A 16374-nucleotide genomic window follows, 5' to 3' on the forward strand; every position below is an offset into this window, starting at 1 on the left:
GCCCCGTGGCCGGGGAACCTGAGGTAGAGCGCAATCACCGCACAGCGCGGTGGATCGCGATCGTCGCCGGACTGCTCGGCGCGTTCCTGGCGATGGCGACGCCGCTGTTGCCCGTCACCCAGACCACGGCACAGCTGAACTGGCCGCAGGCGGGCGTCCTCAAGAGCGTCGATGCGCCGCTGATCGGCTACGTCGCCACCGACCTCGACATCACCATCCCGTGTTCGACGGCGGCCGGCCTCACCGGCCCCGCTACGGTGCTGCTGTCCACGGTGCCCAAGCAGGCACCCAAAGCCGTCGACCGCGGCCTGCTGATCGAGCGCGTGGGCGGCGACCTGCTGGTCATCGTGCGCAACACCCCGGTCGTCAGCGCACCCCTGACCCAGGTACTGAGCCCCGCGTGCAAGGAACTGAGATTCAGCGCGCACGCCGACAAGGTCACCGGCGAGCTCGTCGGCCTGGTGCAGGGACCGAAGGACAGAAACCCCGGCAAGCCGCTGCGTGGTGAGCTGAGCGGTTACGACTTCCGCCCGCAGATCGTCGGCGTCTTCACCGACCTGTCCGGTGCGGCCCCGCCGGGACTGACGTTCTCGGCCACGATCGATTCGCGCTACAGCACCTCGCCGACCCTGCTGAAGATGCTGGCGATGATCTTCGGGGTGGTGCTGACGGTCGTCGCGCTGAGCGCCCTGCACGTGTTGGACTGTGCCGACGGCGTCCGGCACAAACGCTTCCTGCCGTCGCGCTGGTGGTCGGTCAAGCCGCTCGACGGCGTCGTGGCGGCGACTCTGGTCTGGTGGCACTTCGTCGGCGCCAACACCTCCGACGACGGCTACATCCTGACCATGGCCCGGGTCTCGGAACACGCCGGCTACATGGCCAACTACTACCGCTGGTTCGGCACGCCGGAGGCTCCGTTCGGTTGGTACTACGACCTGCTGGCGCTGTGGGCGCACGTGTCCACGTCGAGCGTCTGGATGCGCCTCCCGACCCTTCTCATGGCCCTGGCCTGCTGGTGGGTGATCAGCCGCGAGGTGCTCCCCCGCCTCGGCCACGCTGTCAAGAACAGCCGCGCCGCGGCCTGGACCGCCGCCGGCATGTTTCTCGCTTTCTGGCTCCCGCTGAACAACGGCATCCGGCCGGAGCCGATCATCGCCCTCGGTATCCTGCTGACCTGGTGCTCGGTGGAGCGCGGCGTAGCCACCAGCCGGCTGCTGCCCGTGGCCATCGCGATCATCATCGGCGCGCTGACGTTGTTCTCCGGCCCGACGGGCATCGCCGCGATCGGCGCCCTGCTCGTCGCTGTCGGTCCGCTGAAAACGATTGTGGCGCGGCATACTTCGAGGTTCGGCTACCTGGCGCTGCTGGCCCCGATCCTGGCCGCGGGCACCGTGACGGCGATCCTGATCTTCCGTGACCAGACGCTGGCCGCCGAGATCGACGCCAGTTCCTTCAAGACCACCGTCGGCCCCGCACTGAGCTGGTTCGACGAACACATCCGCTACGAGCGGCTGTTCACCACCAGCCCCGACGGCTCGGTGGCCCGCCGGTTCGCGGTGCTGACGCTGCTGCTCGCGCTGGCCGTGTCGCTGGCAATGTCGTTGCGCAAGGGGCGAATTCCTGGCACCGCCGCCGGACCGGCCCGCCGCATCGTCGGCATCACGATCATCTCGTTCCTGGCGATGATGTTCACGCCCACCAAGTGGACGCACCACTTCGGGGTGTTCGCCGGGCTGGCCGGATCGTTGGGCGCTTTGGCCGCCATCGCGGTCGGCACCGTCGCCATGCGGTCGCGCCGCAACCGCGCGATGTTCACCGCGACCGTGCTGTTCGTCATGGCCCTGTCGTTCGCCACCGTGAACGGCTGGTGGTACGTCTCCAACTTCGGTGTGCCGTGGTCGAATCAGTTCCCGGAGTGGCACTTCGGCTTCACCACCTTCCTGTTCGGACTGTCCTTCCTGACGCTCCTGTGGGCGGCCTGGCTGCACTTCTACGACCACGATCCCGAGAGACCGGTCAGTCGCCGGATTCCCCAGGCGCCCTTGGCAATCGCGTCATGGATCATCGTGTTGTTCGAGGTGGTGTCCCTGACCCTCGGCATGACCCAGCAGTGGCCCGCCTGGTCGGTCGGCCGGTCCAACCTGCAGGCGCTGACCGGTAAGACCTGCGGCCTGGCCGACGACGTCATGGTCGAGCAGGACCCCAACGCCGGCAAGCTCGTCCCGCAGTCCGCGACTGTCGGGGACGCGCTCGGCGCCGGTGGCGCAGAAGGCTTCACCCCCAACGGAATTCCGTCGGACGTCTCCGCAGACCCCGTCATGGAGACACCCGGCGGCACCAACTTCGCCGACAGCGACGGCGGCCCCGTCAGCGGCGCGGAGCCGGGCACCGAAGGCGGCACCACCGCGGGGATGGGCGTCAACGGTTCCCGCGCCAAGCTCCCCTACAACCTGGATCCGGCCACCACGCCGGTGCTGGGCAGCTGGCGGCCCGGCGTTCAGATCCCGGCGCGCATGCGCTCGGGCTGGTACCGGTTGCCGCCGCGCGATCAGGCCGGGCCGCTGCTGGTCGCTTCCGCCGCGGGCCGGTTCAACCAGGGCGAGGTCCGCGTCGAGTACGCCACCGATGCGCAAGCCGCCGCAGGCAAGATCGCCGGCGCCGTCGGCTTCGCCGATGTGGGCGCGGCACCGGCCTGGCGCAACCTGCGCGCCCCCATGGCCGCCATCCCGCGCGACGCCACCGTGATCCGCGTCGTCGCCACCGACGACGACCTCGCACCGCAGCACTGGATCGCGCTGACCCCGCCGCGCATCCCGAAGCTGCGCACCCTGCAGGACGTCGTCGGTTCCAAAGACCCGGTGATGCTGGACTGGCTGGTCGGCCTGGCGTTCCCGTGCCAGCGGCCATTCGGCCACGACAACGGCGTGACCGAGGTGCCCAAGTGGCGCATCCTGCCGGACCGCTTCGGCGCCGAGGCCAACTCACCCGTCATGGACTACCTCGGCGGTGGCCCGCTGGGCATCACCGAGCTCCTGTTCAAAGCCATGCCGGTGCCGACGTATCTGAAGGACGACTGGTTCCGCGACTGGGGCTCGCTGCAACAGTTCACGCAGTACTACCCGGACGCGCAGCCGGCCAAGATCGACCTCGGCACCGCCACGCGTAGTGGGCTGTGGGCCCCGGCGCCGCTGCGGCATTCGTAGTAGCCGGCACGCATCGACTGCGGTTCTCGGCGTGTCGGCTCTCCTGCCACATGGTCACTGCAGAAAGCACGCCGTTCCTGACTGGGTGGCGGTGAACGAGCCCGAAAAGCGCCGTTGAGTCAGGCTCGAGTGGTTCTTGGTGCGGCAAGAGCTACATGATGGTCGTCGCTACCGACGGACACCTTCAACCCATGGGCGGCTCGTGGCTCGTCGAGGTGAACAACGACCCGGCAAAGGGTTGGCAGATGATTCCCGGTAGCTACCGCGCGTGGGATTCGGTCCCTGCGCCCACCAAGGACGAGCCGTGGCGTGTGCAAGGAATACACGGGAACTCCCCGTCGCAAATCAGCGCCTACCAGGGATCGGACGGAAAGGTGCACATCGCCGCAGACTCGTTCGACCGCAGCCGTGGCATCACCATGTATCAGGTCGACAACCCCGCCGACGCTTGGGACCGAAGCAAGTGGCGGCCGCTGCTCGGCGATGGCACGTACGGTGACGCAGGGCAATTGTCCAGGGCTGAAATCAGTCAAGGAAACCGGTTTGGTGAACTCAGCTTCCGCGAAGTCGAAGGGCGGCCGGTCTTGTCTGGATTCAACCAATCAACTTTCGGCACTGAAGTTCGTGTCGGTGACGAGAGCAATCCTGCACGAATATTCGACGGGCGCCCGACAGTCGTAGCGCCGGGTGGACGATGGGAAGACCGCATCCCCGGCCAATATCCTCAAAACTATGGCGGCTACATCATGCCGGGATCGACGCTGAACAACTTGAATGTCCTCATCAGCCAGTGGAACACGACCACAAACGACACATATGCGGTCGAGCAATTCCAAGTAAATCCGAACCGATAGGAACGAACAGTGCTTGCCAGATGTTTCACTGCAGCTCTGAGCGCTTCGGCGATCGCACTAGTGACGGCTTGTGCAGCCCAGGCCGGTCCGCCGGCGTTCCCGGATTTGGGCAAGTACACACCCGTGAATCCCGCGGACTACACCATCGAACTAGCCAATACCGGTGGACCCTCGATCTCAGTCGTGTATTTCCTTACCCCTGATGGCATTCCGTGCACTTTCACGGACGGATCAGCGGGATGCATCGGCGACAACCTGCCTGGGATTCAGAGCAAGGACAAGAACCCTTACACCTACGTCGACACAGTCAGTGGAATCCAGCGGGCCGGCTCGACCCAATTCGTGAACAACTCAGTTCATGGCACGCCAATCAAGCAACTCCCCCCGATGCACTCGATTGCGGTGGGTGGTGTGACCTGCGGGGTTGATGGAGTAGGCCTGACCGCATGCAAAGACTCCGAGAACGAGGGCTTCATCCTCTCGCCGTCGTGGTCGGGCTGGCTGAAACACACCGGATAGCGAGACCCAGCGAGGGTCACATTCCGGCCAACTAGCTCGACATTCCCCGTCAGTGGGCCAGGCCACATATAACTGTCGCCTAGTCTTGAGCCTCGTGCCTGCCAGGACTGCCCGTCTCGTCGCGATCATCGCGGGCCTTGCCGGTCTGCTGCTCTGCGCGCTGACCCCACTGCTGCCCGTCAAGCAGACGACCGCGACCGTGTTGTGGCCCCAAGCCCCAAACGCCAACGGAAACGTCTCTGATCTCACCGCCCCGCTGGTGTCGGGTGCGCCGCTCGCGCTGGATGTCTCCATCCCGTGCGCGGCCATCGCCACCCTGCCCGCCGAGGGCGGTCTGGTCTTCTCGACGATCCCGCCCGACGGCATCGACGCCAGCCGCAACGGCCTGTTCGTCCGCGCCAACGCCACCGACGTCGTCGTCGCGTTCCGGGACACCGTCGCCGCGGTCGCCAAGCGGTCCGACGTCGCCGCCGGGAAGTGCAGCAACCTGCATCTCTGGGCGACCAACGGCGGCGTCGGCGCCGACTTCATCGGCCTGCCCGGCGCGGCCGGTACCGGCAGCGTGGAGAAGAAGCCCCAGGTGGCCGGCATCTTCACCGGCCTCAAGGTGCCCGCGCAGCCCGGTCTGTCCGCGCGCGTCGACGTCGACACCCGGTTCATCGTCGTCCCGACGTTCGTGAAGTCGGCTGCGATGGCGCTCGGTGTGCTGCTGACGCTGGTCTCGATCCTCGCGCTGGGACTGCTGGACCGGCAGGAAGGCCGCCGCGTACATGACGGCTGGCAGCGCTTCTGGAAGGTCAGCCGCTGGCACTGGCTCGCTGACATCGCGGTGTTCACCGGCCTCGCCGGCTGGCACCTCATCGGCTCCATCTCCTCGGACGACGGCTACAACCTGACCATCGCGCGGGTCTCCAGCCAGGCCGGCTACGTCGCCAACTACTACCGCTACTTCGGTGCCTCCGAGGCGCCCTTCGATTGGTACCAGTCGGTGCTCGCCCACCTGGCGAGCGTCAGTACCGCCGGCGTGTGGATGCGGCTGCCCGCGCTGCTGGCCGGCATGGCCACCTGGACCTTGCTTTCGCGCTGGGTGCTGCCGCGGCTCGGCCCCGGCGCACGGGGCGTCTCGTCGAACGCGATCGCCATCTGGACCGCGGCCGCGGTCTTCCTGGCTGCCTGGTACCCGTTCAACAACGGCCTGCGCCCCGAACCGCTGATCGCCTTCGGGGTGATCGCGACCTGGGTGCTGATCGAATACTCCATCGCCACCCGGCGCCTGGCTCCCGCGGCCGTCGCGATCATCGTGGCGGCGTTCACCGCGACGACGGCCCCGCAGGGCCTGATCGCGCTGGCTCCGCTGCTCGTCGGCGCCCGCGCTCTGGTCCGCACGGTGCGCAGCCGCCGGGCCGGGACGGGTCTGCTGGCGCCGATCGCGACGCTGGCCGCGTCGGCGTCGCTGATCCTGACGGTGATCTTCCGGAACCAGACCCTGGCGACCGTGGCCGAATCGGCACGCATCAAATACACGGTCGGGCCGACCATCTCCTGGTACCAGGAATTCCTGCGCTACTACTTCCTCACGGTCGAGGACAGCGTCGACAGTTCGTTGACCCGCCGGTTCTCGGTGCTGATCCTGCTGCTGTGCCTGTTCGCCACGCTGACCCTGCTACTGCGCAAGGGCCGCGTGCCCGGTCTGGCCAGCGGGCCGGTGTGGCGGCTGCTCGGTAGCACCATGCTCGGCCTGCTGCTCCTGCACTTCACCCCGACCAAGTGGGCAGTGCAGTTCGGTGCGTTCGCCGGCCTGTCGGGCGCGTTCGGCGCGATCATCGCCTTCGCCTTCGCGACGGTCGGGCTGCACAGCCGACGGAACCTGGCGCTGTACGTGACAGCGCTGCTGTTCGTGCTGGCCTGGGCGACGTCCGGGATCAACGGCTGGTTCTACGTCGGCAACTACGGCGTGCCGTGGTTCGACCGCCAACCCGTACTGGCCGGCCATCCCGTCACCTCGATGTTCCTGGTGCTGGCGATCATCTCCGCGCTGCTCGCCGGCTGGCTGCACTTCCGCATCGACTACGCCGGGCACACCGAGGTCGCCGAGACGCGCCGTAACCGGGCGTTGGCGTCGACCCCGCTGCTCATCGTCGCGGTGATCATGGTCGTGCTCGAGGTCGGCTCGATGGCCAAGGGTTTCGTGCAGCGCTACCCGCAGTACACGACCGCACGGGCCAACCTGGACGCACTGGGGTTGTCCGACAAGAGCTGCGCCATGGCCAACGACGTGCTGGTGGAGGCCGACGTGAATGCCGGCACGCTGCAGCCCGTCCCCGGCCAGACGTGGGGCAAGTACGGACCGCTCGGCGGCGAGAACCCCGTCGGCTTCACCCCCAACGGCGTCAGCGACTCGCTCGCCCCGCCGCATCCGGTGGTCGCCAACCCCGGCACCGTCAACTCCGACGGCTCGCCCAACAAGCCGAACGTCGGCGTCGCCTTCGCGGCCGGCACCGGCGGCGGCTACGGCCCGGTCGGGGTCAACGGCTCCAACGTGTACCTGCCGTTCGGACTGGACCCGGCCCGCACGCCGGTGATGGGCAGCTTCAAGGAGAACGGCGTCGCCGCCAAGGCCACCTCGGCCTGGTACGAGCTGCCGCCGCGCAGCGCGGACCGTCCGTTGGTGACCGTCGCCGCCGCCGGCGCCATCTGGTACTACGACGAAGAGCACGAGTTCCACTACGGCCAGTCGCTCAAACTGCAGTGGGGCGTGCACCGGCCGGACGGGAGTTACCAGGCGCTCGGCGAGGTCCAGCCCATCGACACCTTCTCCCAATACGCCTGGCGCAACCTGCGTTTCCCGCTGGCGTGGGCGCCGCCGGAGGCGAACGTCGCCCGCATCGTCGCCGACGATCCGAACCTGTCCGAAGATCAGTGGTTCGGGTTCACGCCGCCGCGGGTGCCGACGCTGGAGAGCGCGCAGCAATTCCTCGGGTCGCAGACGCCGATCCTGATGGACATCGCCACCGCCGCGAACTTCCCGTGCCAGCGCCCGTTCTCCGAGCGTCTCGGAGTCGCGGAGCTGCCGCAGTACCGCATCCTGCCCAACACAAAGCAGGTCGTGGTGTCGTCGAACATGTGGCAGTCCGCGCAGAAGGGCGGCCCGTTCCTGTTCATCCAGGCACTGTTGCGGACGTCGACCATCCCGACATACCTGCGCAACGACTGGTACCGGGACTGGGGCTCGATCGAGCGGTACGACCCGGTGGTGCCGCCATCGGTGGCCCCGCCTGCAGCGATTGACCAAGGCACCATGACCGTCAACGGCTGGAGCCGCCGCGGCCCGATCCGGGCCTTGCCATGACCGGGACGGGAATGAACGCACAGCAAGTCAAGGTCACCCGGTGGGTGGCGATCGTCGCGGGCCTGATCGGCTTCGTGCTGTCGGCGCTGACGCCGCTGCTGCCGGTCGTACAGAGCACCGCGCAGCTGAACTGGCCGCAGCAGGGCCAGTTCAGCAACGTCACCGCGCCGCTGATCTCGCAGACGCCGGTGACGATGAAGGCGACGATCCCGTGCGACGTCCTGCGGACGCTGCCGCCGTCGGGTGGCCTGGTGTTCGGCACGGTACCCAAGGACGGCAAGCAGGCCGCACTGAACGGGCTGCTGGTCAACGTGTCCAGCAGCCGGGTCGACATCACCGACCGCAACGTGGTGATCGCCAGTGTCCCGCGACTGAAAGCCATTGGTAGCCCGGGCTGTTCGCGCATCGAGATCATCTCCGACCAGAACGGGACGTTCGCGACGTTCGTCGGCCTGACCGGCCCCGACGGCAAAGAACTGCGCACCGGATTCGCCGACCCGAACCTGCGGCCCACCGTCGTCGGTATCTTCACCGACCTGAAGGGCGCTGCGCCGCAGGGTCTTTCGGTGTCGGCCACGATCGACACCCGGTTCATCAACCGCCCGACCATCATCAAGTACACCGCGATGTTCGGCGGAATCGTGGCGACCATCGTTGCACTGCTGGCCCTTTGGCGGCTCGACCGGCTCGACGGCCGCCGCATGCAGCGGCTCATCCCCAGCCGCTGGCGGACCTTCAACATCGTCGACGGCGTCGTGGTCGGCGGGTTCCTGCTGTGGCATGTGTTGGGCGCCGGCTCATCTGACGACGGCTACATCCTGGGCATGGCGCGCGTCGCACCGCACGCGCAGTACATGATCAACTACTTCCGCTGGTTCGGTAGCCCCGAGGATCCGTTCGGCTGGTACTACAACGTGCTGGCCCTGATGACGCACGTCAGTGACGCCAGCATCTGGATCCGCTTGCCGGACTTGATCTGTGCGCTCATCTGCTGGCTGCTGCTGTCCCGTGAGGTGCTCCCCCGACTCGGCCCCGTGGTCGCGGGCAGCAAGGCCGCCATGTGGGCCGCGGGCCTGGTTCTAATGGCCGCGTGGATGCCGTTCGACAACGGCCTGCGCCCCGAGGGTCAGATCGCCACCGGCGCCCTGATCACCTACGTCCTGATCGAACGCGCCATCGGCACCAGCCGGCTGACCCCGGCCGCCCTGGCCATCATCAGCGCGGCGTTCACCCTGGGTATCCAGCCGACGGGCCTGATCGCCGTCGCGGCCCTCCTGGCCGGTGGTCGCCCGATCCTGCGCATCCTGGTGAAGCGGCGCCGCGAGGTCGGCACCTGGCCGCTGCTGATGCCGCTGCTGGCCGCCGGCTTCGTGATCCTGACCGTGGTGTTCGTCAACCAGACTGCGGCAGGAGTGTTGGAGGCCACCAGGATTCGCACCGCCATCGGCCCGAGTCAGGCCTGGTACACCGAGAATCTGCGGTACTACTACCTGTTCCTGCCGACGGTCGACGGCTCGATGACACGGCGCTTCGGCTTCCTGCTCACCGCGCTCAGCCTCTTCACGTCGATGTTCATGATCCTGCGGCGCAAGCGGGTTCCCGGTATCGCCCGCGGTCCGGTGTGGCGCCTGATGGGCATCATCTTCGCCACCATGTTCTGTCTGATGTTCACCCCGACCAAGTGGGTGCACCACTTTGGCCTGTTCGCGGCCGTGGGCGCCGCGATGGCGGCGGTGGCCACCGTGCTGGTGTCGCGGTCGGTGCTGAAGTCGGCACGCAACCGCATGGCCGTCACCTCGGCGGTGCTGTTCCTGCTGGCATTGGTTTCGGCCACCACCAACGGCTGGTGGTACGTGTCCAGCTACGGCGTGCCGTTCAACAACGACATGGTGGCCGTCGGCGGAATCAAGCTCAGCACAATCTTTTTGGCGCTGTTCGTGATCACCGCGGTGTGGGCGTTCTGGCTGCACTTCAACAGCGATCGGCCGGAAGGCCGCCTCACCCGGTTGGTCACGGCGGCGCCGATTCCCCTGGCCGCCGCGTTCATGGTCGTGGTGTGTGTGGCGTCGATGGCCATCGGTGCGGTGCGCGAATACCCGACGTACTCGAACCTGGCGAGCAACCTGCGGGCACTGAAGGGTGGCTGCGGGCTGGCCGACAACGTGCTCGTCGAGCCCGATTCGAACGCCGGTTTCCTGACGCCGCAGGCCGGCGATTACGGGCCGCTCGGCGCGCTCGGCGGCGTCGCTCCGGTCGGCTTCACCCCGAACGGCGTGCCGGATCGTATTGTCGCCGAGGCGATTCGCCTCGACTTCCCGATGCCGGGCACCGACTCGGACTGGGACGCCGCGGCGAAGCTCAAGACGCCGGGCATCAACGGGTCGACGGTGCCGCTGCCCTACGGCCTGGATCCCGCCCGCGTGCCGGTTGCCGGGACGTACACCACGGGCCCGCACTCGCAGGCCAAGCTGACGTCGGCCTGGTACGGCCTGCCCAAGGTTGATGACGCGCATCCGCTGGTGGTCGTCACGGCCGCGGGCACCATCACCGGCAACAGCTCGCTCAAGGGCCGCACCGAAGGCCAGACCGTCGAGCTGGAGTACGGCCGCACCGGCCCGGACGGACATCCCGTCGCGGGCGGGCGCGTCGTGCCTTACGACATCGGCCCGACGCCGTCGTGGCGCAACCTGCGCTTCGACCGTGGTCAGATTCCGGCCGACGCCACGTTCGTTCGTGTTGTGGCAGTGAACCTCTCACTCAACGAGGGCGACTGGATCGCCGTCACCCCGCCGCGGGTGCCCGAGGTCAAGACCCTCGAGGAATACGTCGGCAAGACGCAGCCGGTGCTGATGGACTGGGCCGTCGGCCTGGCGTTCCCGTGCCAGCAGCCGATGCTGGTGCGCAACGGCGTGACCGAAGTGCCGAAGTTCCGCATCACGCCGGACTACACCGCCAAGAAGCAGGACACGGACACCTGGCAGGACGGCATCAACGGCGGCCTGCTGGGCATCACCGACGTGCTGCTGAAGGCCCACGTGATGTCGACGTACCTGTCCGACGACTGGGGCCGCGACTGGGGCTCGCTGCGGGCGTTCACGACCGTCGTCGATGCGACGACCGCCGAACTGGACCTGGGCACCGCCGTCCACAGCGGGCTGTGGTCGCCAGGAAAGATGCGAATCAAGCCCTAACTCGTTCCGCCGAGTGGTCTGCGAGCCCCTCCCAGGCCATTCGGCGTTCGAGGTCATTTCCAGCGCCACCAGTGGGTGTCAGGCTCACCAGCCTTGTCGACCGACTTCAGGGTGAACGCTGTCGGCGTCACCGACACGGGTTGTAGCACCCACTCCGACGGCGGCTCGATGGGCTTGTCCGGTCTGCCTGCCACGAAGCCCACCGTCCACCGCATCTGCAATAAGCACGGACCACCGGGCACGCGCGGCCGGTAGCTCCAGGTTCCCCGCCGGCCCACCGCCCGCTCCTGGACAACGGCCGAGCCGTCCCTACCGAAGCCGACGGCGCCGCTGCTGCCTGTCATCCAGCTGCCCACGAACTGCTCCACAGTCACCGGCGCATGCGCGCACGCCGGACTGATATCGAAGTGCGCGGGTGGTTGCACGAAGTCTGCGGTCACCGCAGTTCCCTCGATGGACCCGACGCCGCAGCCGACGAGGCCGACGGTCACGACCGCGCACATCGCTGTGGTGCCTGCGCGTCTGTTCACCGTCTCCACGCTAGGGCAGGCGTCAGGTCTGAGACGGCGGGAAACCACCCTTGACAGATTCCCAATCAAACGCAATTATTAGCAATCAAATCCAAGTGGTGCAGATCACAGGCCGAAGGAGGTGTCGTGACATCCCCCGGACCCGCTTCCCGCGATGCGACCGGCGCCCTCTACGCCGACCAGCGCAAACAGCAATTGCTGGAGACGCTCCGCCGCGACGGTCGAATCGACGCCGCCCGTACCGCGTCCGAGCTCGGCGTGACGGGCGAGACCATCCGCAAGGACCTCATCCTCCTGGAGCGCCAGGGCCTGTTACGACGGGTGCACGGTGGCGCGGTGCCGGTCGGCTACCTCTCCTACGAGCCGGCCGTCGAGACACGGACCGAGTTCCTCGCCGAGAAGGCCCGCATCGCAAAGGCCGCGCTGGCACATCTTCCGGAGCGTGGGTCGGTTCTGATCGACGCGGGTTCCACGACCGCACAACTGGTCGAACTGTTTCCCGGCGACCGCGAACTCACCGTGTACACCAACTCCCTGACGCAGGCCCTGGCCCTGCTCAGCCGACCGCAGCTGACGGTCTACACCTTGGGCGGCCGGGTCCGATCGAAAACCTTTGCCGAAGTTGATGATTGGGCTGCCCGCGCGCTCGCAGAAATCAACGTCGACGTCGCCTTCCTGGGCGCCAACGGCATCAGCACCGACCGCGGGCTCACGACGCCCGCCCCATCCGAAGCCGCCGTGAAGCGACGCATGCTCGCGTGCGCCCACCGCCGCGTCCTGCTCGCCGACCACAGCAAGCTCGGGATCATCAGCGGCGCCCAGTACGGCCGGCTGGAAGACGTCCATCTGCTGATCACCGACACCGACGTCGACAGCCATCAGCTCTCCGAACTCTCCGCCGCCGGCGTGACGGTGGAGCAGGCGTGATATTCACCAACACCCCAACAACTTTCGCGAATCTCTGAGTTCACCAGCACCAACGTCACCGGACGCGCCGCCAGCGGTGCGTCGTCGGTGATCCCATCGCGTCGTCGCGCGCTGCCCGAAGGAGAACCCCACATGGCTGATCCGAAAATCCTCGGCCTGGTCCTGGCCGGAGGCGAAGGCAAACGGCTGTCCCCACTGACCCTCGACCGGGCCAAGCCCGCGGTGCCGTTCGCCGGACTGTACCGACTGGTCGACTTCGCGCTGTCGAACCTGGTGAACGCCGGAGTACTGCGCATCGCCGTCCTCACGCAGTACAAGAGCCACAGCCTCGACCGCCACATCACCACGACATGGCGGATGAGCAGCCTGCTCGGCAACTACGTCACCCCGGTGCCCGCCCAACAGCGCCTCGGTCCGCAGTGGTACACCGGCTCCGCCAACGCCATCCACCAGTCACTGAACCTCATTCACGACGAAAAACCCGATCTGGTCGTTGTTTTCGGAGCCGACCACGTGTACCGCATGGACCCACGGCAGATGATCAAGCAGCACCTCGACGGTGGCGCAGCCGCCACCGTCGCCGGAATCCGGGTGCCGCGCGCCGAGGCGAGTGCCTTCGGCGTGATCAAGACCGCATTCGACGGTCGGCAGGTCGAGGCGTTCCTGGAAAAGCCGCCGGACCCACCGGGCCTGCCCGACTCTCCCGACGAATCGTTCGTCTCGATGGGCAACTACATCTTCTCGACCGAGGCGCTCATCGATGCGCTGCACACGGACGCCGACGACGAGTTCAGCAAGCACGATATGGGCGGCGACATCATGCCGATGATGGTCGACCAAGGCCTCGCCCAGGTTTACGACTTCCAGAGCAACCAGGTCCCGGGCTCTCATGCCGAGAACAGCGGCTACTGGCGCGACGTCGGAACGTTGGACTCCTACTACGACGCCCACATGGACCTGTGCGCCGTGGTCCCGGCTTTCGACTTGTACAACAGCGCGTGGCCGATCCTCACGCATATCCCGCCGCACCCACCCGCGAAGTTCGTTCACGACGACGGCGACCGGGTCGGCCGGGCCGTCAACAGCGTCATCTCCAACGGCGTGATCATCTCCGGCGCGCTGGTCCGCGAATCCGTGCTATCGCCGGGTGTCCGCGTGGAGGACTACGCCACTGTGGACCGCTCGGTGATCTTGGACAACACCGTGGTCGGCGCACACGCCTTGGTACGCAACGCCATTGTCGACAAGAACGTCGTGATTCCACCGGGCGCGCAGGTCGGCGTCGACAAGGAGCATGACCGGGCACGCGGCTTCGTCATATCGGACGGCGGCGTAACGGTCGTCGGTAAAGGCCAACGGGTCACCGCGTGACCAACAACCGAGTAGGAAGCACGAGGTAGAACATGATCGGGAAGCGAACCGCGTTGCCACTGCCCGCGCCGGCTATCCGGCCGGTGGCCGACGAGTGGGAATGGCAGGAGTCAGCCCGTTGCCGCTCAATGGATTCCAGCATCTTCTTCCACCCTGACAACGAACGGGGCCGGGCACGTAGACAACGCGAACAACGCGCCAAAGAGATCTGCCACCAATGCCCGGTGAAGGTCCCGTGCGCCGCCTTCGCGCTGCTGTCCGGCGAGCCGTACGGCATCTGGGGCGGCGTGTCCGAGTCCGAACGTCTTTCCGCACTGGGCATTTCCGATCCGCGCGCGGCCGGAAATCTGAGCACGGCGAAGCGCCGGGAAACCCGGCGAGCCAGCCTGGCCGCCGCGAGCGGCGAATAGCAACAGCACCCAACAGTTACTCAACCAACACAAGGAGATACACATGCCCAACGCAGCACAGCACGCCTCGCCGGCAGTTCGCACGGTTGCGGCGATCATCGGCGCCGGCGCCCTGGCGGTCCTGGGAACCCTCTCGGTCACCACCGCCCACCACGATCAATCGGTTCTCGAGGCTTCCGGCGGGCCGGCGACCGTCACCAGCACCACCCCGCCGTCGACCCCGATGATCGCGTTTGCCTCACCGACCGTGACGGCAACGTATTCCGGGAAGCACTGAGCTCACTCGCAGTCGATGACCGCACGGCGCACACACTCCCGCAGCCACTGGTGGCGGCGATCGAATTCGAATACCGGATGCCAGATCATCCGGTAGGGCATCGTCGCGATCTCGGCCGGGGCCGGCAATGAGCACAGTTCGGAACCGGTCACCCAAGAGTCGACAAATCGACCGGGAAGTGTTGCCACCAAATCGGTTCCACGAAGCATCGGAGGCGCCGCGGTGTGGTACGGCACGGTGACCACCGCCCGCCTCGGCCTGCCCAGGTCGGCGAGGCGGTAGTCGATATCAGGCTGCTTCCCGTCCGACACGTCCACGACCACATGGCCGAACTCAAGGTAATCCGCCAGGGTCAGCGCGCCTCGGTCGGCCAGTGGATGCCCTTGCGGGACAAGACACTTGAAGCGTTCGGTAACGAGGTGAGTGACGCTCAGGTCGTCCGGGGCGTGGCCGCCGTAGAGGCCCAGATCCGCTGTGCCACGGCGTATCTGATCCTCGATCCCGTCAGGACGCAAGCCGTGGAAGCGCACCGCCGTCTCAGGTGACTGCGACCGGATCAGGCGGGCGATGGCAGGACCGTAGGTGTGGACAGCGTAGTCACTGCCGGCAACATTCACCGGCTGCGTCGATGCGCGCGGATCGAACTCCGCAGGAGACAGAAGCGTTTCGAGCAGCGGTATCAGCGTAGCGAGCTGGTGATGAATCTCCTCGGCACGGGCCGAAAGCCGGAATCCGTCGGGGCCACGGACCAGCAGCGGATCATCGAGCAGTCTGCGCAACCGCTGCAAGGCACGACTCATGGCGGGTTGGCTCAGCCCGATCCGGGACGCCGCGCGCGATACCTGCCGTTCCTCGAGCAGGGCGACCAGCGGCGTCAGCAGATTCAGATCCGCCCGATCAATATGCGTTGTGAGCATGCGAACTATCATAAGTATGCATGTGACAAATGCTCGGCCCGCGCGCAGGCTTGAGACATGAAGATCTCCGGCAACACCATTTTCATCCCGGGTGCCACGAGCGGTATCGGCCTCGCGCTGGCAATCGCCCTGCGGGACAAAGGAAACAACGTCATCATCGGCGGCCGCCGCGAAGAGCTGCTCCGTCAGATCACCACCGAACACCCCGGCATCGACGCGGTGCGCATCGACACCGCAGACGCCGACAGCATCCAGGCCGCGGCTACGCAGGTGCTGGCCGAACATCCCGATCTGAATGTGGTGATCACCATGGCCGGCGTGATGAAGATCGAAGACTGGCACGCCCCGCAGAGCTTCCTGGCCGCGGCAGAGTCCACCATCACCACCAACGTGCTGGGTCCGATCCGGCTCATCGCCGCGTTCATCGAACATCTGCAGGCCCAACCCGCTGCCACCATCATCACCGTGTCATCGGGCCTGGGATTCACCCCGCTCAAGGTGACCCCGAGCTACAACGCTTCCAAAGCTGCCGTCCATCTGCTAACCGAGACGCTGCGGCTGCAATTCGCCGGTTCCTCCGTCGAATTCAAGGAACTCGAGCCGCCTGCCGTGCGCACCGATCTGGTACCCGGGCAGCGCGACAGCCAGTGGGCCATGCCGCTTGAGCAATTCGTCGGTGAGGTCATCGATATTCTCGAAAACCAGCCGGATGCCAACGAGATTCAGGTGGAGAACGTCAAGTTTCTCCGGTATGCGGAAGTGCGAGGTGAGTACGAACATGCCGTGGCCGTACTGAACTCCGCCGACCCGCACAGCAACTAGCCGG

The 16374-nt window shown here is 66.8% G+C and carries 12 protein-coding genes; 10 read left to right on the plus strand and 2 right to left on the minus strand.

The annotated features are described in order from the left end of the window. Positions 1–5: 5 nt before the first annotated feature. From ACWW1C_RS27665 to ACWW1C_RS27685, 5 genes are all read left to right on the plus strand, one after another. Positions 6–3203: an arabinosyltransferase domain-containing protein gene (locus ACWW1C_RS27665; protein WP_455981226.1), complete on the plus strand. Its 3198-nt coding sequence runs from the start codon at positions 6–8 to the stop codon at positions 3201–3203. A 191-nt stretch (positions 3204–3394) separates the two neighbouring features. Continuing rightward, complete coding sequence (locus tag ACWW1C_RS27670) at positions 3395–4057, plus strand: DUF4185 domain-containing protein (protein ID WP_455981227.1); 663 nt, start codon at positions 3395–3397, stop codon at positions 4055–4057. Positions 4058–4180: 123 nt separating this feature from the next. Further along, the gene (locus ACWW1C_RS27675) at positions 4181–4576 is read left to right on the plus strand and encodes a hypothetical protein (RefSeq protein WP_455981228.1); all 396 of its coding nucleotides are present in this window, start codon (positions 4181–4183) and stop codon (positions 4574–4576) included. 94 nt (positions 4577–4670) lie between these two features. Beyond that, the gene (locus tag ACWW1C_RS27680; protein ID WP_455981229.1) at positions 4671–7925 is read left to right on the plus strand and encodes an arabinosyltransferase domain-containing protein; all 3255 of its coding nucleotides are present in this window, start codon (positions 4671–4673) and stop codon (positions 7923–7925) included. An 11-nt stretch (positions 7926–7936) separates the two neighbouring features. Then, positions 7937–11116, plus strand: coding sequence for an arabinosyltransferase domain-containing protein (locus tag ACWW1C_RS27685; protein WP_455981230.1), 3180 nt, complete (start codon positions 7937–7939; stop codon positions 11114–11116). 53 nt (positions 11117–11169) lie between these two features. Here ACWW1C_RS27685 and ACWW1C_RS27690 read toward each other — a convergent pair whose 3' ends face one another. Continuing rightward, the gene (locus ACWW1C_RS27690) at positions 11170–11646 is read right to left on the minus strand and encodes a hypothetical protein (protein WP_455981231.1); all 477 of its coding nucleotides are present in this window, start codon (positions 11644–11646) and stop codon (positions 11170–11172) included. A 126-nt stretch (positions 11647–11772) separates the two neighbouring features. Here ACWW1C_RS27690 and ACWW1C_RS27695 point away from each other — a divergent pair, with 126 nt between their 5' ends. The 4 genes from ACWW1C_RS27695 (at position 11773) to ACWW1C_RS27710 (ending at position 14631) form a co-directional block, all read left to right on the plus strand. Then, positions 11773–12573 carry a DeoR/GlpR family DNA-binding transcription regulator gene (locus tag ACWW1C_RS27695; RefSeq protein WP_455981232.1) on the plus strand — a complete coding sequence of 267 codons (801 nt, stop codon included), beginning with the start codon at positions 11773–11775 and terminating at the stop codon, positions 12571–12573. Positions 12574–12705: 132 nt separating this feature from the next. Beyond that, on the plus strand, positions 12706–13944 hold the full coding sequence (gene glgC, locus ACWW1C_RS27700) for a glucose-1-phosphate adenylyltransferase (RefSeq protein ID WP_455981233.1): 1239 nt from the start codon (positions 12706–12708) through the stop codon (positions 13942–13944). A gap of 53 nt (positions 13945–13997) precedes the next feature. Next, a complete protein-coding gene (locus ACWW1C_RS27705; protein WP_455984467.1) occupies positions 13998–14354 on the plus strand; it encodes a WhiB family transcriptional regulator in 357 nt (118 codons plus the stop codon). 43 nt (positions 14355–14397) lie between these two features. Then, entirely contained in the window at positions 14398–14631 is a 234-nt protein-coding gene (locus tag ACWW1C_RS27710) for a hypothetical protein (protein ID WP_455981234.1), read from the plus strand. Between the two features lie 2 nt (positions 14632–14633). Here ACWW1C_RS27710 and ACWW1C_RS27715 read toward each other — a convergent pair whose 3' ends face one another. Then, complete coding sequence (locus tag ACWW1C_RS27715) at positions 14634–15548, minus strand: LysR substrate-binding domain-containing protein (protein WP_455981235.1); 915 nt, start codon at positions 15546–15548, stop codon at positions 14634–14636. 57 nt (positions 15549–15605) lie between these two features. On the opposite strand from ACWW1C_RS27715, the gene ACWW1C_RS27720 reads away from it, so the two are divergent. Further along, positions 15606–16370, plus strand: a complete 765-nt coding sequence (locus ACWW1C_RS27720; protein ID WP_455981236.1) for an SDR family oxidoreductase — start codon at positions 15606–15608, stop codon at positions 16368–16370. Positions 16371–16374 lie beyond the last annotated feature (4 nt).

The organism is Mycobacterium sp. HM-7 (assembly GCF_053852335.1).